The organism is Streptomyces sp. NPDC059452 (genome assembly GCF_042750035.1).
Taxonomy (GTDB): Bacteria; Actinomycetota; Actinomycetes; order Streptomycetales; family Streptomycetaceae; genus Streptomyces.
Genome location: NZ_JBHYVE010000003.1, coordinates 340,501 through 364,615 on the forward strand (window position 1 = coordinate 340,501; position 24,115 = coordinate 364,615).

A 24,115-nucleotide genomic window follows, 5' to 3' on the forward strand; every position below is an offset into this window, starting at 1 on the left:
ACGAGCGATGGAGCACCCCGGGACCCTCGTCCTGATCATGGCCCTGGCGGTTCTCGCCCCGCTGCTCGGCTATGCGACCGGGCGGTGGTTGTCCGTCCCCGTCGTCATCTTCGAGATCGTGCTCGGCATCCTGGTGGGGCCCGATGTGCTCGGCTGGGCCCATCACGACCAGGTCATCGACGCCCTGTCCGACCTCGGCCTCTCCATGCTGATCTTCCTGGCGGGGTACGAGATCCGGTTCGCCGAGGTGCGGGGCGCCACCCTGCGCCGGGCCGGTGGGGCCTGGATCGTCTCGTTCGCCGCCGGGCTCGGGGTCGCCCTGCTGCTCAGTGGTGCGGACCTGGCGAAGAGCCTGGTGATCGGTACCGCGCTCACCAGTACCGCCCTCGGTGCGGTGCTGCCGATCCTGCGGGACGCGGGGCGGCTGGAGGGGCGGTTCGGGTCGGTGGTGATGGCGTTCGGTTCGGTCGGCGAGTTCGGGCCGATCATCGCGATGGCCCTGCTCTTCAGCGGGCGGAGCCCGGGGGCGGCGAGCGTGGTCCTGGCGGTGTTCGCCGTCATCACGGTGGGCGCGGTGTTCTGGGCGATGCGGCCCCGGCCGCCGTGGTTCGCCCGGATCATCGCCATGACCCTGCACAGCAGCGGCCAGTTCGCCGTCCGCTTCGTGATGCTGCTGCTCGCCGGGATGCTGGGCCTGGCCCATGTCTTCGGCCTGGATACCCTGCTCGGCGCGTTCGCCGCCGGGATGCTGACCCGGCTGGTCCTCCAGGGGGCGGTGCCGGAGCGCAGCGGGGAGATCCTGGGGCGGGTCGAGGCCATCGGGTTCGGCTTCCTGGTCCCGTTCTTCTACGTCGTCACCGGTATCGACTTCGACCTCGCCGCGCTCCTGGACGGGGGCCGCCCGTTGCTGCTCGTGCCGGTCTTCCTGCTGCTGTTCCTGCTGGTCCGGGGCGTACCGGCCTACCTTCTGGCCCCGCGGGACCTGACCGGGCGCGCTCCCCGGTCCGCGCTCGCGCTGTTCGCGTCCACGTGTCTGCCCCTGGTCGTCGCGATCACCGCCATCGGGCTGGACGAGAAGGTGATCGACGCGGGGGAGGCCGCCGCCCTGGTCGCCGCCGCGATGGTGTCGGTGCTGACGTTCCCGCTGCTGGCCTTCCGGCTGCTGCGGGGAGGGGAGGGTGCTAAGGGGGCGGGGGCTCCGGGGCGGGCGGCGGAGAGCGGGGAGGCGTGGTGAAGGCCCGCGCCGTCCGGAGCCCGGTCTCACCCCGGCCTCAGCCCGGCCTTCTGGAGCGGGCCGTCCCCGTCTAGAGCCGGCCGTCCTCCGTCGGTACGCACAGCACCGGGATCGGGGACATGTGGAGCAGTTTGTGGGGGGTCGAGCCGAGGAGGGCGCCGCGCATCGGGCTCTCGCCCCAGGTGCCGACCACGATGACCCGGGCGCCGTGCCGTTCGGCGGCCTCCAGGAGGGCCTGTGCGGGGCTCGCGTCCAGCACCTCCACACTCGCCGAGACCCCCGCCTCCTCGGCCGCCGTCAGCGCGTGCTCCAGGCCGGTGCGGCCGGCCTGCCGGATCGCGTCGTAATGGCTGCGGTACTCGGCCCCGTCGCGCAGGCCCGGGGCGGCGGCGCCGTAGACAAGGACCAGCTCCTCGCCGTACGCCGCCGCCACCTCGATCGCGATGCGCAGGGCGCGGGCGGCGCCGGGGGACTCGTCGTAACCGAGGACGACCGACATGTCAGCGCTCCTTCCCGTCGGTGGACTTCCCGTCGGTGGACTTCCCGTCCGTGGGCTTTCCACCGGCGGGCTTCGGGGTCGTGGCGTGCACCAGCTCCGGGTCGGCGACCGACGGGCGCTCCTGCCAGAACACCGCGTCCCGCAGCCGCCACACCACCATGAGGACCACGCCCACCAGGGAGATCGCGATGCCGATGACCAGCGGCGGACCGAGCCCGAACCAGGAGGTGCCGCTGTAGGAGTTGGCCGGGTCGGACATGTCCATCACCGACCGCACCAGCAGCCAGGCCAGCAGCCCGGCACCGACCACCGGGCCGAGGCCGATGAGGACGAAGTTGCGCACGCTCTCGGTGAGGTGGCGCCGGTAGTAGACGGCGCAGGCCACCCCGGTGAGCGCGTAGTAGAAGGCGATCAGGAGGGAGAGCGCGGTGAGGGAGTCGAAGAGGGCGGTGGTGGAGATCTGGTTGACCACCAGGTACCAGACGATGGCGATGCCGGCGACCCACCACGTACTCACGTCAGGGGTACGGAACCGGGGGCTGATGTGACCGAAGTGCTGCGGCAGCGCCTGACGGCGGGCCATCGACAGGGCGGTCCGGGACGCCGGGATGATCGTGGTCTGGGTGGAGGCGATGGCGGAGGTGGCGACGGCCAGCAGCAGGATCCAGTCCCAGCCGCCCAGTACGTCCCCGGCGAGCTGGGCGAAGATGAACTCCTCCTCCTCCGCGTTCTCGGCCAGGAACGCCGTACCCGCGAAGGCGACGACCGCGACGGCCACCGACAGGTAGGTCACCAGGAGCACCACCGTGGACCACAGCCCCGCCTTGCCCGGCGCGCTCGCGGAGTTCTCGGTCTCCTCGGTGAGGTTGACCGCCGACTCCCAGCCCCAGTAGATGAACACCCCGAGCAGCAGCCCGCCGGTCAGCGCGGCCCCGCCGGCGCCGAACGGGTCGAGCCAGCTCAGGGACGGCTCGATGGAGTCGAAGCCGGTGGTGCCCGCGTACACCCGGTAGAGCGCCACCACGACGAAGACCAGCAGGAACGCCACCTGGGCCAGGATCAGCGCGTTCTGGACCTTGGCCGACAGCTCGGTGCCGATCACACAGAGCCCGGTCATCACGATGATCAGCAGCACGGTGAGCAGCTGCCGTACGAAGTCGTTGGCCACCCAGCTGTCCAGACCCACCGCCAGCAGGGTGAAGCTGACCGCCACATCGGCCAGCGAACCGACCACCAGCACCCCGGTCATGGTGATCGCCCAGCCGCCGAGCCACCCGGCCCACGGGCCCATCGCCCGGGTCACCCAGGAGAACGTCGTACCGCAGTCCTGGTCCACCTTGTTGAGGTAGTAGAAGGCCGAGGCGATCAGCAGCATCGGGACGAAGGAGGCGAACATGACGCCCGGGGCGTAGATCCCCACCAGGGCCACGATCGGGCCGATCACGGCGGCCAGGGAGTAGGCGGGGGAGGTCGCGTTGAGGCCGATGACGAGGGCGTCGACGAACCCGATGGCGTTCGGTTTCAGGCTGACCGCCGAGCCGTCCTGCCGCCCGCCCTCCCCGTCCTGCACAGCGTCGTGGGACATGGCTCCTCGATCCGGCCGGGCACGCCGCAGGGGGCGGCTGATGATCCGGACCTCATCGTAAGAACACCGCCCGCAGTGCGCATTCCGGGCGAAGCGCCCCCGTCGGGCGGGGTCACCCGATCGGCCCGCCCCTCTGCGAAGGCCGGGGCCAGAGCGCAGGGTGGAGTCCATGTGGTCCCGCCGAATCACCCTGGGCACCCTGCTGCTGCTTCTGGTCCTCCTGGTGTTCCAGGACGGACCGGCGCCCCGCGAGCAGCAGCGGGAGCTGGCCACCGGACCGAGGCCGCCGCGCGGACTGCCGCAGCCCGCCGTCGTGAGCCGTCAGGAGTGGCGGGCGGACGAGGAGCTGGTCCGGGAGGCCCCGCAGTACACGGGCGCGGCGAAGGCGGTCTTCGTCCACCACACGGGCAACCCCAACGACTACGAGTGCGCGGACGCCCCCCGGCTGATCCGGGCCGTCCAGGCCGACCACGTCGAGAAGGACGGCTGGGACGACATCGGCTACAACTTCCTCGTCGACCGCTGCGGCACCATCTACGAGGGCCGGGCGGGCGGGGTGGGCCGTTCGGTGCTCGGCGCCCACACCAAGGGGTTCAACGCCGACTCCGTCGGCATCGCGGCGATCGGCACCTTCGGCGAGGGCACCGAGGTGCCGAAGCCGATGATGGACGCGCTGGTGAAGCTGGCCGCCTGGAAGCTGCGGCCCGGCATCGACCCGCTCACCACGGTGGAGCTGGTCTCCACGAACGCCGAGAGCCGCTTCGACGAGGGCCAGGTGGCCCGGCTGAACGTCATCTCCGGCCACCGCGACAGCTACGAGACCCGCTGCCCGGGCGATGTGCTCTACGGGCTGCTGCCCGAGCTGCGGGAGCGCGTGGCCCGGCTGCGCGCCGCCGCCCCGGGCCACGCGGCGACCTCACGGCTGCGCCCGTCCTTCTGAGCCGATCTCCGAACCGTCCGAACCGTCCGAACCATCCGAACCGTCCGAACTGTCTGAACCGGGTTTCTGAACCGCCCGCCGCCGGGCTACCGCGCGACGAACTGCGTCAGTATCGCCTGCACTTCGTAGATGTCGACGCCCTTGGTGAACGTCTTCTGGAGCGGGGTGGAGCTGCCCGAGATCCAGATCTTGAGCTCCGCGTCGAGGTCGAACGTACCGGCCGTCTCCACCGCGAAGTGCGTGATGCTGCGGTACGGCACGGAGTGGTATTCGACCTTCTTGCCGGTGATGCCCTGCTTGTCGACGAGGATCAGCCGGCGGTCGGTGAACAGGATCGTGTCACGGATCAGCAGGAACGCGGCGTGCACCTGCTCGCCCTGGCCGAGCAGACGCTCGTAGTCCTGCTGGGCGGTGGCCGGGTTGATCGTGTGCGCGTTGCCGAACAGTGCCATGGATGCCCCGTCTCTCGGATCTGTCGTACATGAGTACGCGTACGGCAGTTGTCTGGTTCCCACGCTCTCGTTCCCGCGCTCTGGTTCCCGCGTCTCTCGTTCCCGCCGGGGCGCGTGTCATACGTGGAGTCAGAGCGGGACCACCGTCACCTCGGTCGCCTTCACGCCCGTCCAGACCTCCGTGCCGTCCGCGATGGACAGTTCGGCCGCCGCCTGCGGGGTGATCTCCGCGACCAGGTCCGGCGCTCGGTCGGAGGTGATGAGGAGGCGGAGCCGGCTGCCGCCCGAGGCGATCTCGCGGACCGTGCCGGGCCAGACGTTGCGGGGGGAGCCGGTGGGCCTCTCGCGGTGTACGGAGACGGCTTCGGGGGCGATGACCGCGAGGGCATCCGTGCCGGGGGCGAGGGGTTCGGCGACCACGAGACGGCCGCCGCCCGCGAGGTCCAGGCCGTCGGCGGTGGCGGTGCCGGGCCAGGCGTTGCGGCCGAGCATCCGGGCCACCCAGGGGGAGCGGGGGTGGCGGGTCACCTCGGCGGGCGGCTCGTCCTGGAGGACCCGGCCGTCGTCCAGGACCAGGACCCGGTCGGCCAGCGAGACCGCCTCGACCGGGTCGTGGGTGACGATCAGGCAGACCCCGCCGAAGTCGGCGAGGTGGCGGCGCAGGGTGTGCCGGACGTGGGCCCGGGTGGTCTGGTCGAGGGCGGCGAGCGGTTCGTCCAGCAGCAGGAGGCGCGGGCGGGCGGCCAGCGCGCGGGCGAGGGCGACCCGCTGGGCCTGGCCGCCGGAGAGCTGGCCGGGCTTGCGGTGGGCCAGGTGGCCGACGCCGAGCCGGTCCAGCCAGGCCTGCGCCGCGCGCCGGGCCTCCGCCCGGGGGACGCCCCGGGTGCGGAGCCCGTACGCCGTGTTGGACAGGGCGCTCAGGTGCGGGAAGAGCGCCCCGTCCTGGGGGACCCAGGCCACGCCCCGGCGGTGCGGGGGGAGGGCCGTCACATCGCGGTCGCCCAGGCGGAGTTCGGCGTGCGCGCGGGGGGTGAGGCCGAGGAGGGCGCGCAGGAGGGTGGTCTTGCCCGCGCCGTTGGGGCCGACGACCGCGATGGTGGTGCCGGGGTCCGCGTCCAGGGTGAGGCGGGTGAAGCCGGTGACGTCGGCGTGCAGGGGCCAGCGCTCCTGGGGGGCCTTCTCCAGGACGTGCGGGGAAGCCTTCTCGCGTACGTACGGGGAGGTCTTTTCACCTACGTACGGGGAGGTCTTCTCGCTTACGTACGCGGGTGGTTCGGGCGGCAGAACGGCCGGTGCGGCGGTTCCGGTCGGCTCCTCCGGGCGCGGGGCGGACCGTTCGCGGTGGTCGCCCGGGGTGCCGGTCCACCGGCCGCGCAGTGCGATGAGCACGATCATGGCGATGGCCAGGAGCAGCAGCGATACGGAGGTGGCGGCCTCCGGTGACTCCTGGAGCAGCAGATAGACCTGGAGCGGCAGGGTCTGCGTGGTGCCGGGGAGGTTCCCGGCGAAGGTGATGGTGGCGCCGAACTCGCCGAGCGCCCGCGCCCAGGTGAGGGCCGCTCCGGCGATCAGCCCGGGGGCGACCATCGGCAGGGTCACGGTGAGGAACACCCGTACCGGCGAAGCTCCCAGCGAAGCGGCGGTCTCCTCGTACCGGGGGCGCAGTCCGCCGAGCGCGCCCTCCAGCGAGATGACCAGGAACGGCATCGCGACGAACGTGGCTGCCAGGACCGCACCCGAGGTGTGGAAGGGGAGCGTGATGCCGAAGGTGTCCTCCAGCCATGGCCCGAGCAGCCCGCGCCGCCCGAACGCCAGCAGCAGCGCGACCCCGCCGACCGTGGGCGGCAGCACCATCGGCAGCAGCACCAGCGAGCGGACGAACGCCTTGCCGGGGAACGGCACCCGGGCCAGCAGCCAGGCCAGCGGCACCCCGAAGACCAGTGAGAGGCCGAGCGACCAGAGCGAGACGAGGAGGGAGAGGCGCAGTGCCTGGGTGGTGGGCTCGGCGGTGAGGTGCGTGCCGAGTTCGCCCCAGGAGGTACGGGCCAGGATGCCGATGAGCGGCAGCATCAGGAACGCCACGGCCAGCAGCGCGGGCACCGTCAGCAGGAGCGGGGCGCGGGCCCCGGGCGTACGGCGGAGTGCTGGGCGTTTCATGGGCGACCTCGTCGGGCGGCGGTGAGTGCGGTGCCCGGCAGACCCGTCGGACGGGACGGGCCTGCCGGAGCGTACGGGGCCAGGGCCTCGGGAGAGGTCCTACGGCTGCTGGAAGCCCGCGCCCTGGAGGATCTTCTGCGCGGCCGGGGTGGAGAGCCAGGCGACGAACGCGGCGGCGGCCTCGCTGTGCTTGGACCCCTTCAGTGTGGCGGCCGGGTAGGAGGCGACGGCGTTCTCCGCGTCCGGGATCTCGATCGCGTCGACCTTGTCGGTGGCGGTCTCGGCGTCCGTCTTGTAGACGAGCCCCGCGTCCGCCTCGCCCAGCTCGACCTTGCTGAGGACCGCGCGGACGTTGGGCTCCTGGGAGACCGGCTTCACCTCGATCTTCTGCGCGTCCAGGATCTGCTTGCTGTAGCGGCCCACCGGCACCTCGGGGGCGGCCAGGACGACCTTCAGCTTGGTGTCGGAGAGGTCCTTGAGGTTCTCGACCTTCTCCGGGTTGCCCTCGCCGACGGCGATGACGAGGCGGTTCTTGGCGATGACCGTCGGTGTGCCGGTCTCGCCGGAGAGGCCGTCCATCGTCTTGGTGTCGGCGGTGACCAGGGCGTCGGCGGGGGCACCCTGCTTGACCTGGGCGGCCAGCTCCTGGGAGCCCGCGAAGGAGAACGTGACCTTCGTGCCCGGGTTCTCCTTCTCGTACGCCGCTCCCGCCTCTTTGAAGACGTCGGTCAGCGAGGCGGCGGCCAGCACGGTCAGGTTCGCGGCCGGGGCGCCGGACGCGGAGCCGGAGTCGGACGGCTTCGCGCTGCTGCCCGCGTTCGTGTCCTTGCCGGAGTCGTCGTTGCCGCAGGCGGCGAGCGGGACGAGGAGGGCGGTCGTCAGGACGGCGGCCGCCGCACGGCGGCGGGTGATCAGGAGAGACATGAGGGTGGGACTCCTTGGCTGCGAGCCCGGTGGGCGGATGCCGTCCGGGCAGGACGAGGTCGCGCGGGGCGCGGGGGAGCGGTGGTGCGGGGTGCTGCCCTGCCGGAGCGGCGGTGGTCCGGAGGGCGGCGGGTGCGGGCAGCGCTCGGCGCCCGGGCGCCGGTGGGGCGGGCCGGGCTCAGGTGCGGTCGATGTGCACGCTGGTCGACTTCACCCGGGCGGTCGCCTGCATGCCGACCTCCAGGCCCAGCTCCTCGACGGCCTCCCGGGTCAGGAGCGAGACGAGCCGGTGCGGCCCGGCCTGGATCTCGACCTGGGCCGCGACATCGCCCAGCTTCACCGCGGTGACGATGCCCGGGAAGGCGTTACGGACCGAGGTGTACGGGGTCTCCTCCTCGGCGCCGGCGCTCTGGCCGACCTCGATCGAGAAGGCGGCCAGCGCACGGCCGTCGATCAGCCGCCGGCCGGTCTCGTCGCGATGGGTCGCGACCCGGCCGGCATCCGCCCAGCGTCGGGCGGTGTCGGGGCTGACGCCGAGGAGCCGTGCTGCCTGACCGATTGTGTAGGACTGCATGTGCGACACGCTAGGCCAACTGGGCTGGCATTTACCATTCTCCGGACGATTACCCATCGCAGATGCGGGCTTCTCGGAGAAACGTACGGAGCTTCCCCCGACTCAGGCCGCCAGGTTCGTCCGACTCAGGCCGCCGGGCTTGTTCGACTCAGGCCGCCGGGCTCGTCGGCGGCATCTCGCCCTCGGTCTTCGTCACGTCGATCACGGAGAACAGCGCGCCCTGCGGATCGGAGAGCGCCGCGAACCGGCCGAACGGGCTGTTCTCCGGTCCGTACCGCAGCTCCCCGCCCCGCTCGGTCGCCTTCGCCACCGCCGCGTCGCAGTCCGGGACGGTGAAGTACACGTTCAGGAACGCGGGCATGTCGGGCGGGAAGTCGTCGCCCATCGCCATCCGGCCCAGCACGGTCTGCCCCTGGACGTCGTACATCGTGAAGTCCATGGACTCGTCGTCGAACTTCCGCACCGCGTAGCCGAAGACGGCCGGGAAGAACGTGTCCGCCGCCTTCGGGTCCCGGGTGAAGACCTCGCCCCAGCAGTACCCGCCGGGCGAGCCCATCTCCGTCCCGAACCCGTCGTGGGTGTCGGCCTGCCAGACGCCGAAGACCGCGCCGCCGGGGTCGCGGGCCACCAGCATCGTGCCGAACGAGCCGACCTGCATGGGCTCCACGAGCACCTCGCCGCCGTTCGCGCGGATCTTCTCGCCGGTGGCGGCGGCATCCGGCGAGGCCAGATACAGGCACCACGCGGACGGGGCGTCCGTGTCCGGCATCGGCGGGGAGACGGCGCCCGCCCGCTTGCCGTTCGCGTACGCCGTCGTGTAGTTGCCGAACTCCGGCATGCCCTCGTCGAACGTCCAGCCGAGCACATCACCGTAGAAGCTCTTGGCGCCCTCCAGATCGGCGAACATGGCGTCCGCCCAACACGGGGTGCCTTCGGGTTGTACAGCCATGGCACTGACTCTCTTCCGGTGCTGGTTTCCCCTGCTTCCCCCACCAGCCACGCTAGCCAGCCGCCCGCGGGTCCGCGCGCCGGGAAAGCAGCACCCCTCTACGTACTAGTACATAATTATTGTGCGCTAGTACGTAGAAGGTTAGGGTCCCGTCATGCCTGCGCTTTCCCCTCGGCCCGTGACTCTGACCGGGCAGTACGTGACCCTCGTCCCGCTGACCCCCGACCACCTGGACGACCTCTTCGAGGCCGGCGGGAGGGACGAGGAGGTGTGGCGCTGGCAGGGCGGCCCGGCGCCGCAGAGCCCACAGGAGCTGCTGACCCGGCTGGAGGGGGTGCTCGCCGAGGCCGAACGCGGTGCGTACGTCCCGTTCGCCGTGGTCCACCGCGCGAGCGGGCGGGCCGTCGGCTGGACCACGTACCTGGACATCTCGGTGCCCGACGAGCGGCTGGAGATCGGCTGGACCTGGTACGGCCGGGCGTACTGGCGCTCGGCGGTCAACACCGAGACGAAGCTGCTGCTGCTCGGCCACGCCTTCGAGGAGCTGGGCATGGGGCGGGTCCAGCTCAAGACCGACCACCGCAACGAACGCTCCCAGGCGGCCATCGCGCGGCTCGGGGCGACCCGTGAGGGGGTGCTGCGGCGTCACCGGCTGCGGCCCGACGGGAGCTGGCGGGACAGTGTCTACTTCTCGCTGCTCGCCGACGAGTGGCCGGCCGCGAAGACCCGCCTCACGGCCCGGCTCGCCGCGGGGTGAGCCCTCGGATTCCTCCGGCCTTTCGCCCGCTTCACTTCCTTCGCCGGCGAGAGGTTTTCCCCCCTTCAGCGGCGAGAGGCTTCGTTCCTTTCAGCGGCGAAAGGCTTTGCCTCCTTCGCCGACGAAAGGCCGGGCAGTGCTCAGGGAAAGTCTTCTTTCCTTCGCTCTGCCCGGCCCTCTCCTTCGGATCCCTTGGCTCTGCGGGTGAACCGTCCGGATATTCGGCTTACTCGGCGGGCTTTCCGTCCGATGCCTTGTCCGCGCTCTCCTCGTCATCCGTACTCGGCGGCGGTGGGCGCCGGATGCTGAGCACGATGGATACCGTCAGAATGACCACGATCACCGCGAGGCTGATCGGCGAGGGAATCTCCGGAATGGAGGTGCTGATCATCTTGTGCGAGGCCTGGAGGATGAGCTTGACCCCGATGAACGCCAGGATGATCGCCAGGCCGTTGCTCAGGTAGTGGAAGCGGTCCAGCAGCCCCGCCAGGAGGAAGTACAGGGCACGCAGCCCCAGGATGGCGAACGCGTTGCTGGTGTAGACGATGAAGGCGTCGTCGCTGACCGCCAGCACGGCGGGCACGCTGTCGACGGCGAAGAGCAGGTCGGCCGCCTCGATCGCGGCGACCACCGCGAGCAGCGGGGTGGCAACCCGCTTGCCCTCCTCCTTGATGACGAAGTGCGTCCCCGCGTACTCGTCCCGGACCGGCATGATCTTCCGCAGCAGCCGCACCGCGAAACTCTTGCCCGGGTCGAAGCTGTCGTCCTCGCCCTTGAGGATCTTGTAGGCGCTGTAGAAGAGAATGACCGCGAAGAGGAACAGGACGAAGGTGAAGCGGTTGACCACCGCGACGCCTGCCGTCAGGAAGATCGCACGGAAGACCAGAGCGCCGATGACGCCGAAGAACAGCACCCGGTGCTGATATTCCCGGGGCACCTTGAAATAGGCGAAGATCAGTGCGAAGACAAAGAGGTTGTCGACCGAAAGGCTCTTCTCCAGAAGCCAGGCGGTGGTGTATTCCGTCCCTGCGGTCGTGCCCAGGACGTAGAAGACGACCCCACCGAAGATGAGCGCGAGGCTCACCCACAGCACGCTCCACCAGGCCGCTTCCTTGAAGCCGATGACATGTGCTTTGCGGTGGGCAAGCAAGTCGACTGTGAGGGAGACGACCACCGTTACGGCGAACGCCACCCAGAGCCATACCGGTACATCCACGCCCGAGACCTCCCCAGTTGATTGTTACGAGTGTGACGGGTCGGGCCCAGGAGTGCGAGGGGGTGTGCGCCGACCGGCTGCCGCGACCGAGGCCATGAGCTCCGCGTCGAGGAAGGATGGATCGGCCATCCGGGTGGCGGCCGCATAGGAGTTGAGCAGGGCTTTCGTCACTCGGAGGGCCGCCTCGGGACGGCGTACGACGGGCTTCGACCAGGCCGCTACGGCTTGGTCCAATTCGTTTTCGGGGACCACCCGCTGGAGGACCGAGAGCGCGTGGGCCTCGGCCGCGTCGAACGCCCGGCCGGTGAGGATCAGTTCACGGACCCGGGCCGCGCCGACCTCGTGGATCAGCCGGGGCAGCAGCCCGCCCCAGGCGGTCGGCAGCCCGAGCGCCAGCTCCGGCAGCCGGAAGGAGGCGGTGTCCGCGCCGACCCGCAGATCGCAGGCGAGGGCGAGCGCGAGGCCCGCGCCGATGGCCTTGCCCTGGACCCGGGCGATGGTGACGGCCCGGTTGCCGGAGATCGCCTCGCAGACCCGGCGGGCCTTCTCCCCGGCGACCCGGATGCCCCGGCCGGTGGGGTCCTCCGCCAGCCAGTCGGCGAACTCGGTGCGGTCGCCGCCCAGGCAGAAGTCGTCCCCGGCGCCGCTGAGCACCAGCACCCGCACCTCGGGGTCCGGTACGGCGACGAGGTCCAGCAGCTCGTCCAGCATCGCCTCGGTGACCGCGTTGCCCGACTCGGGGGCGTACAGCTCCACGTACAGGACGGGGCCCTCGCGCCGGGTGCGTACCGTGGCGGTCGGCTCGGCGGAGGGCTCGTCGGAACGCTGGCCGGGATGCTGGTCGGGATGCTCGGTGGGTCGCTCCTCGGTCCGTTCCTCGGTCGGCTCCTCGGGGCGTTCGTACGAGGAGGAAGGGGTCAGGAAGTCGGGCAGCGAGAGCTTCACAGCGCCACGCCCAGCGAGGTGATCCGCCGGAAGACCATGCGGGGGGCGTACGCGGGCGGGGAGACCGTCCGTAGGGTGGGGAAACGTTCCAGCATGCGGGCCAGCAGCGTCCGGGCCTCCAGCTTGGCGAGGGCCGCGCCCAGGCAGTAGTGCACCCCGCCGCCGAAGGTGAGGTGGCTGCCGCCGCGCAGGATGTCGAAGGCACCGGGGTCGGGGTTGCGCCGCGGATCGTGGTTGGCGGCGCCGTACAGGACGTGGACCATGCTGTCCTTCTTGACCGGCACGCCGGCCAGGACGGTGTCCTCGGCGGCGATCCGGGTGTTGATGTGGATCGGCGGGTCGTAGCGCAGGGCCTCGTCGACGGCCGCGTCGATGTGCTCGGGGTGGGCCCGCAGCCACTCCCAGCGGCCGGGCTCGGCCGTCAGCAGGGAGACCATCGCCGTCAGCAGCGTCGCGGTGGTCTCCAGCGAGGCGATGGTGACGAACATGGTGAGCCGGTAGAGGATCTCGTCCGCCTGCTCCCGGTCCGGCTGCATCGCGTCCCAGGTGTGGATCCAGCCGGTCAGCACGTCGTGGCGGGGCTCGGCCCGGCGCCGGGCGACCAGTGCGGTGAAGTAGGCGCGGAGCTGTACGGTGGCCTCGGCGGAGATCGCCAGCTGGCTCTTGGTGGGCAGCAACTCCTGGGCGTACACCTGGTTGTGGGTGATCTCCAGGATGTGCGGGTAGTCCTCGGGCGGCAGGCCCAGCCAGCCGCCGACGGTGCTGATCGGCAGCTGCTCGCTGACGGTGGAGACGAAGTCGGCCTCACCCCAGCGGAGCTTGTCGGCCAGCTCGTCCAGGAGCCGGTCGGCGTCGCGCTCGACGTCGGGGGTGAGGCGTTCGATGGTGGAGCGGTCGAAGAGGTTGCCCAAGGAGCGGCGCTGGCAGGTGTGTTCGGGGGCGTTGAGGCGGGCGAGGGTGCCGGTCATCTCCCGGGTCGCGATCGCGTCCCACTGCTTGGAGTCGTCCTGCCGTTCCTGCCAGGCGAAGTCGGGGGCCAGCCAGTTGCGGCCGCGCAGCACCTGGCTGCAGATGTCGAACCCGGTGACGAAGTAGCCGTTCCACGGAGCACGGACGACGTCACCCATCGTCCGCAGCTCCGCGAGTATTCCGTAGGGATCGGCCTGTCCTTCGGGCGAATTGAGCCTCCGGAGCAGACCGATCACTGCGCGCCGCCCATCGGGGGTCCTGTCCGTACCGCCTGTGATGCTCACGCAGAGTTCCTTGGTCTAGGCCCTTGGTTACCGCCCAGAACCTACCCCTCCGAACAGCCGTGGCAAGCATCGGACTTTGTTGCCCCCGTCACATGCAATCGTCACAAATGCCCGTTGTCATCTGCGAATTGTCGGTCCGTGAGTCATACGCGGAAACCAATGCGTCAGACCCGGAACACATCGAGGAACGAACTCCACCAGCCCTTGGACTTCCTGCCCGACTCCGCAGCGTGACGGGGGTCGCCGACCGGCTGCGGGGCTACCGTCCGGTAGGGGTCGGGCAGTTGGGCCGAGGTCTGCGCGGGCGGCTGCACACCGGTCGCGGCACGGCGTGCGGCGGTCGGTGTGAACCGTACGGGAAGGGCGATCAGGGCCCGGTGGAAGGGGCCGGGACGCCAGCCGACGCCCGAGGCCGGGACGGCCAGCGAGAGGTCGGGCACGGTGTTCAGGATCTTCTCGATCGCGGTCAGCGCGATGAGCGTCGCGGGGGACTTGGCCGGGCAGACGTGCGGGCCCGCACCCCAGGCCAGATGGGCCCCCTTGCTCAGGGTCTGACGGGCGTCGGTGAGCGAGGGATCACTGTTCGCGGCGGCGAAGCTGATGAGGACCGGAGTCTGGGCTTTCAGCACCACCCCGTCCACCTCTATGTCCCGTACGGGGTAGTGCGTGGCGTAGTTCGCGATCGGCGGGTTGTTCCACAGGACGTCGTCCAGCGCGTCCTCGACGAGCATCCCCGAACCGCGCCGCTCGGGCCCGCCCGGCTGGTCCCCGGCGAGCATCAGCAGCAGCGCGTTGGCGATGAGATTGCGCTCCGGCTCCACGCCCGCGCCCATCAGCATCACCAGCTGGTCCTTCAGCTCCTCGTCCCGCAGCCCCGCCGGGTGCTGGATCAGCCAGGAGGTGATGTCCTCGCCGGGCTGACGCCGCTTGAGCGCGACCAGCTCCATCAGGCACTCCGTCAGCTCCGCGTTGGCGCGCAGCACGTCCTCGCCGTCGAAGATGGCGGACATCGAGCGGGTCAGCCGGTCGCCGATGTCGCCGGGGCAGCCGAAGAGCTGGTTGAACAGCAGCAGCGGCAGGAGCTTGGCGTACTCGTTGAGCAGGTCGGCGGTGCCGCGCTCGATGAACTGGTCGATCAGGTAGTCGGCGATCCGCTCGACGTCCCGGCTGAGTCGGCTGCTGTTGAGCCGGGCCAGCGACTCGGTGACCGCCTTGCGGAGCCGCAGATGCTCGGCGCCGTCGGTGAACAGGCAGTTGGGCCGGTACATCATCATCGGCAGCACCGGGCTGTCCATCGGGATCGCGCCCTCGCGCAGCGCCGCCCAGCGCCGCGAGTCCCGGGCGAACAGCGCCGGGTTCTGGAGCACCCGCAGCGCCGCCTCGTGCTGCACGATCAGCGTGGCGTCCACCCCGGGCGCCAGCTCGATCGGGGCGGCGGGGCCGTGCGCCCGGAAGGCGTCGTAGACCCGGTGCGGATCGGCGGCGAACTCCGGTCCGTACAGGGACGTCTGCGGCTGCTTCTGGTGCATGGGGCACCCGGCGGGGGCGCTGTACGGGGTGGCTCCCGGCGACGGGTCCATGTTCGGCTTCCTCGGTGTGATCGCGGGGCCCGGTCGGCCCCGGCTTCGGGTGCGTGTGGGGTGCGTCCGGCTTCGCGGGGCGGGCCGCCGCTCAGGCCGCGTGGCTCAGGAGGTGGCGTACGAGAGTGATCAGGGCCTGCGCGGAGGACTTCTGGTCCCGGGCGTCGCAGTAGACGACCGGGGTGTCCGGCAGCAGGTCGAGCGCCTCGCGCAGCTCGTCCTCGGCGTGGCGGGAGTACGGGTCGAAGCTGTTGACGGCGACCGCGTACTCCAGCCCGTACGTCTCGACCAGGTCGATCACCGGGAAGGTGTCGGCGAGGCGCGCCGGGTCGACCAGGAGCAGCGCGCCGAGCGAACCGCGCGCCATGTCCTCCCACAGCTCCACGAACCGCTGCTGCCCCGGCGTACCGAACAGGTACAGCACCAGCTCGTCGCTGAGCGTCAGCCGCCCGAAGTCCAGGGCGACGGTGGTCGTCGTCTTGTCGGGCGCCCCGCGCAGGTCGTCGATCTGGGCCGCGGCCTGGGTCATCCGTTCCTCGGTGCGCAGCGGGGTGATCTCGGAGAGCGTGCCGATCAGGGTCGTCTTGCCCACGGCGAAGTGCCCGACGACCAGGATCTTCGCGGCGCGCTGGACGGCGTCGGGCACGTAGATGCTCCCCGCGACCCGGGTGCTCTCGGAGCTCTCGGAGTTCTCGGGGATCCCGGTGCTTCCAGAGATCCCAGCGCTTCCATAGATCCCGGCGCTTCCATAGATCCCGGCGCTCTCAGCCGAACCGGACTTGGAGTCCATGCAACACCTCTTCGAGGATCTTCCTGTCGACGAGCTGGGCGGGCGGCGGCGCCTTCCGGCGCAGTAGGTGTCCCTGCTGGTGTAAGTCCTGGAGCAGCAGCCGGGCCACCCCGACCGGCAGCCCGAGGTGGCCCGCCACCTCGGCCACCGAGAGGTAGCCGCCGGAGCAGAGCTCCCAGATCGCCTTGATCTCGGGGCTCGGGTTGGGCGGCGGCTGCCGGTCGGCGGCGAGGGTGACCAGCGTGACGAGGGAGAGGTCCTCCGCGTCGGGCAGCCCCCGTCCCCCGGTGATGACATAGGACCGGACGAACCCGCTGCTGACGCTGCTTTCCTCGCCCGGTGCGCTCATATCTCGCTGTCCGCGTGTCGGCGGGGCGGGGTGGTCATCGCCTTCCCCAGGGCGGTCACCTGCTGCTGCATACGGAAGGACATGGCCTCCATGTCCACGTCGGCGGCGGCGGTGGCGGCGAGGTAGGCGCCGGTGCCCGCGGCGATGAGGAAGATCCAGCCGTCCTCGTACTCCAGGAGCGTCTGCCGCCAGCGGCCCGGGTCGCGGGTGCCGATGAAGGGGGCGACGGCCCGGCTGAGGGACTGCATGGAGCTCATGGCCGCGGCGACGGTCTCCGCGTCGTCCCGGCCGATCTCACTGGAGTTGGCGAGCAGCAGCCCGTCGGCGGACACGAGGATCGCGTGCCGGGCTCCGGGTACCTGGAGCAGGTCGTTGAGTACCCAGGACAGATCGGGGTTCACTGGATCTCGGGTCCTTCCGTGGTCGTCGTGGACCGCCCGGAGCGGGTGCCGCGCTGGAACGCGCCCAGGCGGGAGGCGGTCTCCTCGTTGCTGCGGACCGGCTGGGGGGCGGCCGGGGGCACCGCGGAGACCGGGCTCTTGCGACGACGCTTCGGCAGCCCCCCGGAGGTGGTGGTGATCTGGGCCAGCGGCTGCGTGGCGGTGTCCGGATGCGGGGCGGGCGGGAAGAGCGGGGTGGGCGGGTTGGGCGCGGCAGCGGGTGCCTGCTGCCACTGGTCCGGCTGGTGGACCTGCGGCTGCTGCCGGTCCCCGAAGGCCTGGGGCGGTTCGGGCGTCTCGGCGGGTGCGGCGGTCTGCGGCACCTCCGTGGTGAGCAGTTCGTCGGGGATCAGTACCACCGCGCGTACGCCTCCATAGGGGGAAACGGAGTCCACCGAGACCCGGAACCCGTAGCGGGCGGCGAGCATCCCGGAGACGGCGAACCCGAACTGCGGCGGGATGCCCAGGCTGGAGACGCTGATCGCCGCCCGGGGGGTCAGGAGGGCCGCCGCGCGGTCCTTCTCCTCCTGGCCCATGCCGAGACCGGCGTCGTCCACGATGAGGCAGACGCCCGTCGGCACGGCCTGGATGTTGATCTCCACCGGGGTGCCGGGGGCGGAGTAGTTGGTGGCGTTGGCGAGCAGCTCGGCGAGGACCACCGCGACCGGTTCGACGGCCCGGCTGACCACGGAGAAGTTCACCTGGCCGTTGACCCGGACCCGGTCGAAGTGGCGGATACGGCCCTGGGCGCTGCGGGCCACGTCGAAGACGGAGGCCACGGTCTCGCGCCGGCCGAGCCAGCCGCCGCAGAGCACCGCGATGCCCTGGGCGCGCCGCCCGAACTGGCTGTTGGCGTGGTCCATGGCCATCAGGTCGGCGAGGATCCCGGGGTCGTCCCCGTACTTCCGCTGGGCCTTCTCGATCACGACCTGCTGCTCGTCGGCGAGCCCCTGGAGGGTGCGGACGGCCGCCTTGAGGACCGCCTTGGTCTCCTCCTCGGCGTCCTTGCGGACCTCGGCGAGCTCGGAGGCCTGCCGTTGGAGGAGCCCGTTGTGGACGACGTGGAGCTCGTCCCGCTGCCGCAGGAGCGCGTCGCGCTCCTCGCTCAGCTCGGCGTTGCGCCTGCGCAGCCTGATATTGGTCGCGCGCGCACGCAGGACGGCACCCACGGCGACCAGTGCTACGACAACCAGCGCCCAGATGACGGGGCCCTGTGGAAATGTCATGAGACTCACTTCAAGTGCCATGGCTGGAAACGGCTTGACACCCCGTCATGCGGCACGCGACCAGGGCTCGTTCGCCGCGACCGTGCGCCGCTTCGGGAGGTACCCCTCCGAAGGTGGGGCCGAGGAATCCATTCCTCCCGGAATGCCCCCATATGCCATCAGCCCACTGGAAGTGAGATGATCTTATCATTGGCCACGTGATGAAAAGTCAAGAGCGCCACGCCGGTGGCTACTTGACGCAGAACGTTCACATTGGGGAGACGTGGAGGAGGGGATTCCGGCCCGAAATCCCCTGTGGAGGTCGTTCGGGGTCGATGAGCAGCTACGTCCACGCCCTGCCGATGCGGGTCGTGGTCCAGATGTGCGGGATGCCGGTGAAGGGCGACGACCCGGTGGCGGCCTCCATGTGCGTGGGCGACCGGCTGCGGCAGCTCGTCAAGGAGGAGCGGGCGGCCCCCGGAGCCGATGTCACCTCCCGCGTGGTGACGCACGAGGCGGGCCTGATGGACGAGGAGATCGTCCAGGACCTGATCTCCGTGATCGCCGCCGCGCAGCAGCCCACCGCCAACTGGATCTGCAACACGCTGCTGCTGCTGCTGGTGCGGCGGCTGCTGCTGACGGACGAACGGTTCGCGGTCAACGTCTCGGGCGCCGCGCGCCTGTCGTTCAGCAGCGGCGAGCACCGCTGCCCCTGTCCGGCCCCGCTGCTGGCGGACGTGATGGCCCGTACGGCGGCGGTATCGGCGGTGGTGTCCGAGGTGGCGGTTTCCGTGATGGATTCCGTTTACGCGTCGGTTCTTCGGACGGGCGATACCGTGTTCGGCTTGGATGCGCCTGGAAGAATGTGCCTTACGCATGCGCGCCACAACGGGCCGGGCCCGGTGACCAGTTGAGAGGTCGACTCGGTACCCGGGGTCTTTTTACGGTTCTCCGTCAGCCGGGCGGTGTGGTGGAGGCCCTGGTCTCCAGCGCCCAGGCGTGGCGGCGGACCGTGTCCGGGGCGGTGCGGCCCGCGAGGATGTCGCAGAGCAGCTCGGCGCAGGCGCGCCCGTACGCGGCCGGGCGCAGGTCCACCGCCGTGACGGGCGGCTCGGCGCTGCGGGTGGCGGTGCCGTCGACGCAGGAGGCGACGAGGAGGAGGGGGCGGGGGGCGGTGCGGCGGGAGGCGTCGGTTTCGCCTGCCGTACGGGGTGTGGCGGCGCTGACCGTACGGGGCGTGGGGGCGTCGGCTGTACTGGCCATGGTGGCGGCGGCGTCGGCCGTGCGGGCTGTGCTGCCGGTCCCGACCGTGCGGGCCATGGTGCCGGTCCCGACCGTGCGGCCCAGTGTGGTCGCCGCCCGCAGGACGCCCGGGGCCGCGCCGTCCGGGGCGCAGATCACCGCGTCCACCGCCGGGTCCGCGCGCAGGAGGGCCAGCGTGGTCTCCTCCGCCTCGCCCGGTGTCGCGGCGAACGGCACGGTGCGCAGGGCCACTTCCACCCCGTGGGCCCGGCCCCAGGAGGCTGCCGTGGCCCGCAGGGCGGTGGCCCAGGCGGAGGTGCCCGAGGGGGCCAGGACGGCGGGGCGGCGGGCGCCGCGCTCGGTCACATGGTCCAGGAGTGCGGTCAGCGAGGCCGCGTTGTCGCAGATCACGGCACCGCTGGGGGCGGCGGCGGGGCCGAGGTAGCGCTCGCCGGTCACGACCGGAACGCCCGCGTCCAGCAATCCCGGTACGGCGCTGTCGCCCACCTCGGGGTCGATCACCAGCAGCCCGTCGACCCGCGAGGCGACCCGCCCGCTCGCGGAGCCTGTCGTACCTGCCGTGCCCGTGACGCCCACCGGGGCGAGCAGCACCACGTCGAGTCCTTCCTCCTGGGCGCGCGCGACGGCCCCGAAGGCGAGGTTCATGTAGTAGTCCAGCCGGGTCGCGGTCTGCGGCAGATGCAGCCCGATGGCCCCGGTGCTGGAGCGGCGCAGCCGCCGGGCCGCGCTGTTGGGCCGGTAACCGAGCTCCTCCGCCACCGCGCGGACCCTGTCCCGGGTGGCCTCCGCGACGCGTCCCGAGCCCTGGAGGGCGTCGGAGACGGTGCTCTTGGAGACCCCGGCGGCGCGGGCTACGTCGAGCAGGGTCACGGTCCGGGAGGTCACGGGGGTGAAGTCTAGACGTTCACGAAGGTACGGGGAGAAGGGTTGCCGGAACGTTCCGGCAAGGTTAGATTCGGCCCATGCCGGAACGTTCCGGCACCCCATTCCGTCCTCCCCGTCCCTGCCCCGCCCGCCCCACCCCTTGGAACCGGTCATGCGTCTGATCACCGCGTACAACCCGCCCGCCTCCCCCACCCGGACCCGCCCCGCCGAGCGCGCCCCCCTGCGCGTCGCGGCCGTCCAGCAGCGGTGGCACCGCGACCCCGCCGAGCACCGCGCAGCCCTGCTGGAGGGCATCCGCCTCGCCGCCGCCGAAGGGGCGCGGGTGGTCTGCCTCCAGGAGCTGACGCTCTCGCCGTACTTCGCCGTCGTCCGCCGCGCCGACCACCCCGAGCCCGCCGCGCCGGAGGAGCTGCTGACCGGCCCCACCTTCACCTTCGCCGCCGAGGCCGCCCGCGAGCACGGCGTGTACGTCCACGCCTCCCTGTACGAGAAGGCCCCGGCGCCCGGCGGCCGGGACGACGGCCTCGGCTACAACACCGCGATCCTCGTCGCCCCCGACGGCACCCTCGCCCAGCGCACCCGTAAGACGCACATCCCGGTCACCGAGGGGTACTACGAGGACGACTGGTTCCGCCCCGGCCCGGCGGGCGACGACGCCTTCCCGCTGGTCGAGGTCGACGAGGCCCGCTTCGGCCTGCCGACCTGCTGGGACCAGTGGTTCCCGGAGCTGGCGCGCGCCTACTCGCTCGCCGGTGCCGATGTCCTCGTCTACCCGACCGCCATCGGCTCCGAGCCCGGCTTCCCCGGCTTCGACTCCCAGCCGCTCTGGCAGAAGGTGATCACCGGCAATGCCATCGCCAACGCCACCTTCATGGTCGTGCCCAACCGCATCGGCGCCGAGAACGGCCTCACCTTCTACGGCAGTTCCTTCATCGTCGACCCGTACGGCCGCGTCCTGGCCCAGGCCCCCCGCGACGAGCCCGCCGTCCTGGTCGCCGACCTCGATCTCGACGCCCGCCGCGACTGGCTGGAGCTGTTCCCGTTCCTGACCACCCGCCGCCCGGACGCTTACGGCCCGCTCACGGTCACGGACTGACCGGGCTGACCGGGGCTGACTGGGGCTGACCGGACTGACCGGGGCTGACCGGACTGACCGGGCTGACGGGCTGCCGGGGCGACCGGGGGCCGGTGGGCCTCAAGGAGCGGACCCGGTGGACCTCAGGGCCGGGACCTGGTGGACCTCAGGGGGGATTGGCGGGTTAACCCCATAGCCGGGGGGCCGCCGGAACGGAGATCATTTGGACATGACTTCCGCGACTTCCGTAAGTACCTCGCAGCCCATCTCCGCAGCCGCATCGGGCCATTGGACGCTCGGTGATCTGCCCGTCAACCGCATCGGCTTCGGCACGATGCGGTTGCCGCAGACAGGCGAGGCGCTCGTGGCCGACGCCGTCCCCCGCGACCGCGACGCCGCCATGGCCGTACTGCGCAAGGCCGTCGAGCTCGGGGTGAACCACATCGACACGGCGGCGTTCTACTTCTCCCCGCTGCGCTCCGCCAACGAGCTGATCAACAGCGCCCTCGCCCCCTATGCGGACGACCTCGTGATCACCACCAAGGTCGGTCCGGCCCGGGACCGGGCGGGGGAGTGGGCGGACCATGCCCGCACGCTCTCCGAACTGCGCGGCCAGGTGGAGGAGAACCTGCGCCAGCTCGGCCGTGACCACCTCGACGTGGTGAACCTCAGGATCAGCGGTACGGAGTCGATCGCCGAGCGCTTCGGCGCCCTGGCCGAACTGCGCGAGGCCGGGCTCATCCGCCACCTGGGCCTCTCCAACATCACCCCCGCCCACCTCGCCGAGGCCCTGGCCATCGCGCCGGTGGTCTGCGTCCAGAACCAGTACGGGATCGGCGTGCGGCCCGAGGACGACGCGTTCGTCCGGGAGTGCGGGGAGCAGGGGATCGCGTTCGTGCCGTTCTTCTCGATAGCCGCGGCGGGCGGGGAGCGCGGCGTGACCGCATCCGAGCCCGCCGAGGTGCTCGCCGTCGCGCGGGCGCACGGGGTGAGCCCGGCGCAGGTCCGGCTGGCATGGACGCTGCACCGGGGCCCGCACGTGCTGGCCATCCCCGGCACCGGCGACCTCGGCCACCTGACCGCCAACGTGGCCGCCGGTCAGCTCCGCCTCTCCGAGGACGAGCTGGAGCTGCTGGAGGGCCTGCACCGGAGCGCCGTGACCGACTGATCCGCCGAGTGCCGGGGCCCGGGCGCTGGATGCCGAGTGCGGGTGCTGGGTGCTGGGTGCTGGGTGCCGGGTGCTGGGTGCTGGGCCGCATGGTCACGGGTGCTCCCCCCCTCTGCCCCCACCGGCAACCGCGCCGCGGTCGGCCGACTACAGCGTTACGGGAGTTCCCGACGGCAGCCGTGCGCACTGGCGGCAGACCCGGGCCGAGCCCGCGATCACGGCGTGGGAGGCCGCTGCCAGGGCGCAGGCCGCAGCGGTCAGCGGCCAGTCCTTGGCCAGGAGCGATGCGGTGGCGAGGGCCAAGGTGGCCACCGCCATGGACACGCTCGCGGTGGTGCCCGTCCAGGCGACTGTGAGGGGCAGCCGGTGCGGCACGGGGAGCCATCGGGCCAGGGTTCCGGTCGCGGCCAGGGTCGCCGCGGCGAGGAGGACCGCCGCGCCCGCCACCGTGGCCAGGTGGGTCGCGAGCAGGTGCGCGGCACGGGGCAGCGCCGCGTCCTGCGGGCCGCCGGTGCTCTGCACCAGGAGCCAGCACGCGAGCAGGAAGGGTGCGCTGAGGGCGACGGCTCGGGCGGTGTGCCGGGCCTGGGCGATGGTCAGTTCGCGCTGGAAGCTCCCGGCCAGCTCCCGCGCCGAGCCGAACTCCGCCACCGCCCGGCGGACCGCCCGCTCGTACGGCTCGCCCGTGCGCGTGTACGCCGCCACGGTCTCGGTGAGCCCGTCGCGGGCCTCCTCGACCAGACGGGACTTGGCCCGCGCGGGCCCGCGCAGGAGGGCGTCCAGCTCGGTGACGTACTCCTCGACGAGGTCGCCGGGGGCGGGGCTGCCGGGCACGGGGGCCTTGGGCGTGGGGCCGCCGGTCGGTTCTTCGTTGTCGGTCATGTGCCCAGGCCGTGGGGGCGTGGCTGGGGTGTGGCCGGGTTGAGGACCGAGCTGATCGCGGTGGTGAAGTCCTGCCAGGCCGTGCGCTCGTCGGCCAGGAAGCGGGCTCCCGCCTCCGTCAGCGCGTAGCACCGGCGCTTGCGTTGGCCCTCCGACTCCCAGCTGCTGCGCAGCAGGCCGAGCCGCTCCAGCCGGTTCAGCGCCGGGTAGATGGTGCCGGTCCGCAGTTCGAGCGCACCGCCGCTGCGCTGCTGGACCGCGGTGATGATCGCGTATCCGTGCAGCGGGGCCGGTTCGAGAACTGCCAGGAGGAGACCGTCCAGATGTCCGCGTACCGCATCCTGCCTCATGCGTAGGCAGCCTACCTAAAAGGGCGCGGGCGTGCTATTCCTGAGTCGTCGGCCTATGCATTGGCAGGCAATCCATTGGTGGAAAACTCAGAAGGGGTCCCTGTGACCAAGCTGCTGCTCTCACTGCACGTTCTGGCGTCGATCCTCGCGGTCGGGCCGGTCACGGTCGCGGCCTCGATGTTCCCGCGCTACGCCAAGCCGCCCGCGCCCGACGGCGAGGGGCCGCACGACCACGACCTCCGTACGGCGGCCTTCCTGCACAAGATCTGCCGGGCGTACGCGATGGTCGGCATCGCCGTCCCCGTCCTCGGCCTCGCCACCGGGGCTCAGATGGGCGTGCTGGGCGATGCCTGGCTGCTCGCGTCGATCGTGCTGACGACCATCGCCGCCACCCTGCTGATGGCGATGGTCCTGCCCGGACAGCGCGAGCTGCTGGAGGAAGAGGAAGAGGAAGAGGAAGAGGAAGAGGAAGGCGAGGGCTCCGGCGGTACGGGGGCAGGCGCGGGCGTTCTCACGGTGGCCGAGCGGCGGTCGGCGGCGGCCCGGCTCGCCATGACCACCGGGATATTCAACCTGCTCTGGGCCACGGTCGTCGTGCTGATGATCGTCCGGCCCGGATCGACGACGGGAGCCTGAGGGGGCC

At 71.5% G+C, this 24,115-nt stretch carries 24 protein-coding genes and 1 pseudogene; 7 read left to right on the forward strand and 18 right to left on the reverse strand.

Annotated features, from left to right (window positions below):
* Positions 1–7 precede the first annotated feature (7 nt).
* Complete coding sequence (locus tag ACFW9Z_RS06870; RefSeq protein WP_384635437.1) at positions 8–1,234, forward strand: cation:proton antiporter; 1,227 nt, start codon at positions 8–10, stop codon at positions 1,232–1,234.
* A 70-nt stretch (positions 1,235–1,304) separates the two neighbouring features.
* Here ACFW9Z_RS06870 and ACFW9Z_RS06875 read toward each other — a convergent pair whose 3' ends face one another.
* Together ACFW9Z_RS06875 and ACFW9Z_RS06880 are read right to left on the reverse strand one after the other, a co-directional pair.
* On the reverse strand, positions 1,305–1,733 hold the full coding sequence (locus tag ACFW9Z_RS06875) for a universal stress protein (protein WP_384635440.1): 429 nt from the start codon (positions 1,731–1,733) through the stop codon (positions 1,305–1,307).
* Position 1,734: 1 nt separating this feature from the next.
* Positions 1,735–3,318 carry an APC family permease gene (locus ACFW9Z_RS06880; protein WP_384635443.1) on the reverse strand — a complete coding sequence of 528 codons (1,584 nt, stop codon included), beginning with the start codon at positions 3,316–3,318 and terminating at the stop codon, positions 1,735–1,737.
* Positions 3,319–3,487: 169 nt separating this feature from the next.
* On the opposite strand from ACFW9Z_RS06880, the gene ACFW9Z_RS06885 reads away from it, so the two are divergent.
* Positions 3,488–4,258 (forward strand): peptidoglycan recognition protein, encoded by a 771-nt coding sequence (locus ACFW9Z_RS06885; protein WP_384635446.1) that lies wholly within the window; start codon positions 3,488–3,490, stop codon positions 4,256–4,258.
* 86 nt (positions 4,259–4,344) lie between these two features.
* On the opposite strand, the gene ACFW9Z_RS06890 is transcribed toward ACFW9Z_RS06885, so the two are convergent.
* The 5 genes from ACFW9Z_RS06890 to ACFW9Z_RS06910 form a co-directional block, all read right to left on the reverse strand.
* A complete protein-coding gene (locus ACFW9Z_RS06890; RefSeq protein WP_084747410.1) occupies positions 4,345–4,710 on the reverse strand; it encodes a PH domain-containing protein in 366 nt (121 codons plus the stop codon).
* Between the two features lie 129 nt (positions 4,711–4,839).
* Positions 4,840–6,867, reverse strand: coding sequence for an ABC transporter permease (locus ACFW9Z_RS06895; protein WP_384635450.1), 2,028 nt, complete (start codon positions 6,865–6,867; stop codon positions 4,840–4,842).
* Positions 6,868–6,966: 99 nt separating this feature from the next.
* A complete protein-coding gene (modA, locus tag ACFW9Z_RS06900; protein WP_384635453.1) occupies positions 6,967–7,791 on the reverse strand; it encodes a molybdate ABC transporter substrate-binding protein in 825 nt (274 codons plus the stop codon).
* Positions 7,792–7,969: 178 nt separating this feature from the next.
* Positions 7,970–8,365: a molybdopterin-binding protein gene (locus ACFW9Z_RS06905; protein WP_384635456.1), complete on the reverse strand. Its 396-nt coding sequence runs from the start codon at positions 8,363–8,365 to the stop codon at positions 7,970–7,972.
* A 148-nt stretch (positions 8,366–8,513) separates the two neighbouring features.
* The gene (locus ACFW9Z_RS06910) at positions 8,514–9,314 is read right to left on the reverse strand and encodes a VOC family protein (RefSeq protein WP_384635459.1); all 801 of its coding nucleotides are present in this window, start codon (positions 9,312–9,314) and stop codon (positions 8,514–8,516) included.
* 154 nt (positions 9,315–9,468) lie between these two features.
* On the opposite strand from ACFW9Z_RS06910, the gene ACFW9Z_RS06915 reads away from it, so the two are divergent.
* The gene (locus ACFW9Z_RS06915; RefSeq protein ID WP_384635462.1) at positions 9,469–10,071 is read left to right on the forward strand and encodes a GNAT family N-acetyltransferase; all 603 of its coding nucleotides are present in this window, start codon (positions 9,469–9,471) and stop codon (positions 10,069–10,071) included.
* Between the two features lie 226 nt (positions 10,072–10,297).
* Here the strand turns inward: ACFW9Z_RS06915 and ACFW9Z_RS06920 are convergent, their stop codons facing one another.
* The 8 genes from ACFW9Z_RS06920 to ACFW9Z_RS06955 form a co-directional block, all read right to left on the reverse strand.
* Positions 10,298–11,287 carry a TerC family protein gene (locus ACFW9Z_RS06920; protein ID WP_384635465.1) on the reverse strand — a complete coding sequence of 330 codons (990 nt, stop codon included), beginning with the start codon at positions 11,285–11,287 and terminating at the stop codon, positions 10,298–10,300.
* Between the two features lie 24 nt (positions 11,288–11,311).
* Positions 11,312–12,049 (reverse strand): enoyl-CoA hydratase/isomerase family protein, encoded by a 738-nt coding sequence (locus tag ACFW9Z_RS06925; RefSeq protein ID WP_384635779.1) that lies wholly within the window; start codon positions 12,047–12,049, stop codon positions 11,312–11,314.
* Between the two features lie 179 nt (positions 12,050–12,228).
* A complete protein-coding gene (locus tag ACFW9Z_RS06930) occupies positions 12,229–13,359 on the reverse strand; it encodes a cytochrome P450 (RefSeq protein ID WP_384635782.1) in 1,131 nt (376 codons plus the stop codon).
* 290 nt (positions 13,360–13,649) lie between these two features.
* Positions 13,650–15,065 carry a cytochrome P450 gene (locus ACFW9Z_RS06935; protein ID WP_384635467.1) on the reverse strand — a complete coding sequence of 472 codons (1,416 nt, stop codon included), beginning with the start codon at positions 15,063–15,065 and terminating at the stop codon, positions 13,650–13,652.
* Positions 15,066–15,156: 91 nt separating this feature from the next.
* On the reverse strand, positions 15,157–15,711 hold the full coding sequence (locus ACFW9Z_RS06940) for an ATP/GTP-binding protein (RefSeq protein ID WP_384635785.1): 555 nt from the start codon (positions 15,709–15,711) through the stop codon (positions 15,157–15,159).
* 118 nt (positions 15,712–15,829) lie between these two features.
* Entirely contained in the window at positions 15,830–16,204 is a 375-nt protein-coding gene (locus tag ACFW9Z_RS06945) for a DUF742 domain-containing protein (protein ID WP_384635470.1), read from the reverse strand.
* On the reverse strand, positions 16,201–16,605 hold the full coding sequence (locus tag ACFW9Z_RS06950; protein WP_164614402.1) for a roadblock/LC7 domain-containing protein: 405 nt from the start codon (positions 16,603–16,605) through the stop codon (positions 16,201–16,203). Before ACFW9Z_RS06950 ends, ACFW9Z_RS06945 begins: the two co-directional genes overlap by 4 nt.
* A complete protein-coding gene (locus ACFW9Z_RS06955; RefSeq protein ID WP_384635473.1) occupies positions 16,602–17,870 on the reverse strand; it encodes an ATP-binding protein in 1,269 nt (422 codons plus the stop codon). Before ACFW9Z_RS06955 ends, ACFW9Z_RS06950 begins: the two co-directional genes overlap by 4 nt.
* A gap of 299 nt (positions 17,871–18,169) precedes the next feature.
* On the opposite strand from ACFW9Z_RS06955, the pseudogene ACFW9Z_RS06960 reads away from it, so the two are divergent.
* Positions 18,170–18,604, forward strand: a pseudogene (locus tag ACFW9Z_RS06960) (hypothetical protein); the annotation flags it as partial.
* 199 nt (positions 18,605–18,803) lie between these two features.
* On the opposite strand, the gene ACFW9Z_RS06965 reads toward ACFW9Z_RS06960, so the two are convergent.
* Positions 18,804–19,997, reverse strand: coding sequence for a LacI family DNA-binding transcriptional regulator (locus ACFW9Z_RS06965; RefSeq protein WP_384635476.1), 1,194 nt, complete (start codon positions 19,995–19,997; stop codon positions 18,804–18,806).
* A 151-nt stretch (positions 19,998–20,148) separates the two neighbouring features.
* Here ACFW9Z_RS06965 and ACFW9Z_RS06970 point away from each other — a divergent pair, with 151 nt between their 5' ends.
* Both ACFW9Z_RS06970 and ACFW9Z_RS06975 read left to right on the forward strand, forming a co-directional pair.
* Positions 20,149–21,093, forward strand: a complete 945-nt coding sequence (locus tag ACFW9Z_RS06970) for a carbon-nitrogen hydrolase (RefSeq protein WP_384635479.1) — start codon at positions 20,149–20,151, stop codon at positions 21,091–21,093.
* 208 nt (positions 21,094–21,301) lie between these two features.
* The gene (locus ACFW9Z_RS06975; protein ID WP_384635482.1) at positions 21,302–22,240 is read left to right on the forward strand and encodes an oxidoreductase; all 939 of its coding nucleotides are present in this window, start codon (positions 21,302–21,304) and stop codon (positions 22,238–22,240) included.
* Between the two features lie 147 nt (positions 22,241–22,387).
* On the opposite strand, the gene ACFW9Z_RS06980 is transcribed toward ACFW9Z_RS06975, so the two are convergent.
* Both ACFW9Z_RS06980 and ACFW9Z_RS06985 read right to left on the reverse strand, forming a co-directional pair.
* Positions 22,388–23,122, reverse strand: a complete 735-nt coding sequence (locus ACFW9Z_RS06980) for a permease prefix domain 1-containing protein (protein WP_384635485.1) — start codon at positions 23,120–23,122, stop codon at positions 22,388–22,390.
* Positions 23,119–23,472: a PadR family transcriptional regulator gene (locus ACFW9Z_RS06985; protein ID WP_384635488.1), complete on the reverse strand. Its 354-nt coding sequence runs from the start codon at positions 23,470–23,472 to the stop codon at positions 23,119–23,121. The genes ACFW9Z_RS06980 and ACFW9Z_RS06985 overlap by 4 nt, the downstream gene beginning before the upstream one ends.
* A 102-nt stretch (positions 23,473–23,574) precedes the next feature.
* On the opposite strand from ACFW9Z_RS06985, the gene ACFW9Z_RS06990 reads away from it, so the two are divergent.
* Positions 23,575–24,108 carry a hypothetical protein gene (locus ACFW9Z_RS06990; protein WP_384635491.1) on the forward strand — a complete coding sequence of 178 codons (534 nt, stop codon included), beginning with the start codon at positions 23,575–23,577 and terminating at the stop codon, positions 24,106–24,108.
* Positions 24,109–24,115 lie beyond the last annotated feature (7 nt).

Coding starts and splice junctions, on each gene's coding strand:
- ACFW9Z_RS06870 (WP_384635437.1), top strand. CDS start 8: ATGGAGCACCCCGGGACCCTCGTCCTGATCATGGCCCTGGCGGTTCTC.
- ACFW9Z_RS06875 (WP_384635440.1), bottom strand. CDS start 1,733: ATGTCGGTCGTCCTCGGTTACGACGAGTCCCCCGGCGCCGCCCGCGCC.
- ACFW9Z_RS06880 (WP_384635443.1), bottom strand. CDS start 3,318: ATGTCCCACGACGCTGTGCAGGACGGGGAGGGCGGGCGGCAGGACGGC.
- ACFW9Z_RS06885 (WP_384635446.1), top strand. CDS start 3,488: ATGTGGTCCCGCCGAATCACCCTGGGCACCCTGCTGCTGCTTCTGGTC.
- ACFW9Z_RS06890 (WP_084747410.1), bottom strand. CDS start 4,710: ATGGCACTGTTCGGCAACGCGCACACGATCAACCCGGCCACCGCCCAG.
- ACFW9Z_RS06895 (WP_384635450.1), bottom strand. CDS start 6,867: ATGAAACGCCCAGCACTCCGCCGTACGCCCGGGGCCCGCGCCCCGCTC.
- modA (WP_384635453.1), bottom strand. CDS start 7,791: ATGTCTCTCCTGATCACCCGCCGCCGTGCGGCGGCCGCCGTCCTGACG.
- ACFW9Z_RS06905 (WP_384635456.1), bottom strand. CDS start 8,365: ATGCAGTCCTACACAATCGGTCAGGCAGCACGGCTCCTCGGCGTCAGC.
- ACFW9Z_RS06910 (WP_384635459.1), bottom strand. CDS start 9,314: ATGGCTGTACAACCCGAAGGCACCCCGTGTTGGGCGGACGCCATGTTC.
- ACFW9Z_RS06915 (WP_384635462.1), top strand. CDS start 9,469: ATGCCTGCGCTTTCCCCTCGGCCCGTGACTCTGACCGGGCAGTACGTG.
- ACFW9Z_RS06930 (WP_384635782.1), bottom strand. CDS start 13,359: ATGGGTGACGTCGTCCGTGCTCCGTGGAACGGCTACTTCGTCACCGGG.
- ACFW9Z_RS06935 (WP_384635467.1), bottom strand. CDS start 15,065: ATGGACCCGTCGCCGGGAGCCACCCCGTACAGCGCCCCCGCCGGGTGC.
- ACFW9Z_RS06945 (WP_384635470.1), bottom strand. CDS start 16,204: ATGAGCGCACCGGGCGAGGAAAGCAGCGTCAGCAGCGGGTTCGTCCGG.
- ACFW9Z_RS06955 (WP_384635473.1), bottom strand. CDS start 17,870: ATGACATTTCCACAGGGCCCCGTCATCTGGGCGCTGGTTGTCGTAGCA.
- ACFW9Z_RS06970 (WP_384635479.1), top strand. CDS start 20,149: ATGCGTCTGATCACCGCGTACAACCCGCCCGCCTCCCCCACCCGGACC.
- ACFW9Z_RS06975 (WP_384635482.1), top strand. CDS start 21,302: ATGACTTCCGCGACTTCCGTAAGTACCTCGCAGCCCATCTCCGCAGCC.
- ACFW9Z_RS06980 (WP_384635485.1), bottom strand. CDS start 23,122: ATGACCGACAACGAAGAACCGACCGGCGGCCCCACGCCCAAGGCCCCC.
- ACFW9Z_RS06985 (WP_384635488.1), bottom strand. CDS start 23,472: ATGAGGCAGGATGCGGTACGCGGACATCTGGACGGTCTCCTCCTGGCA.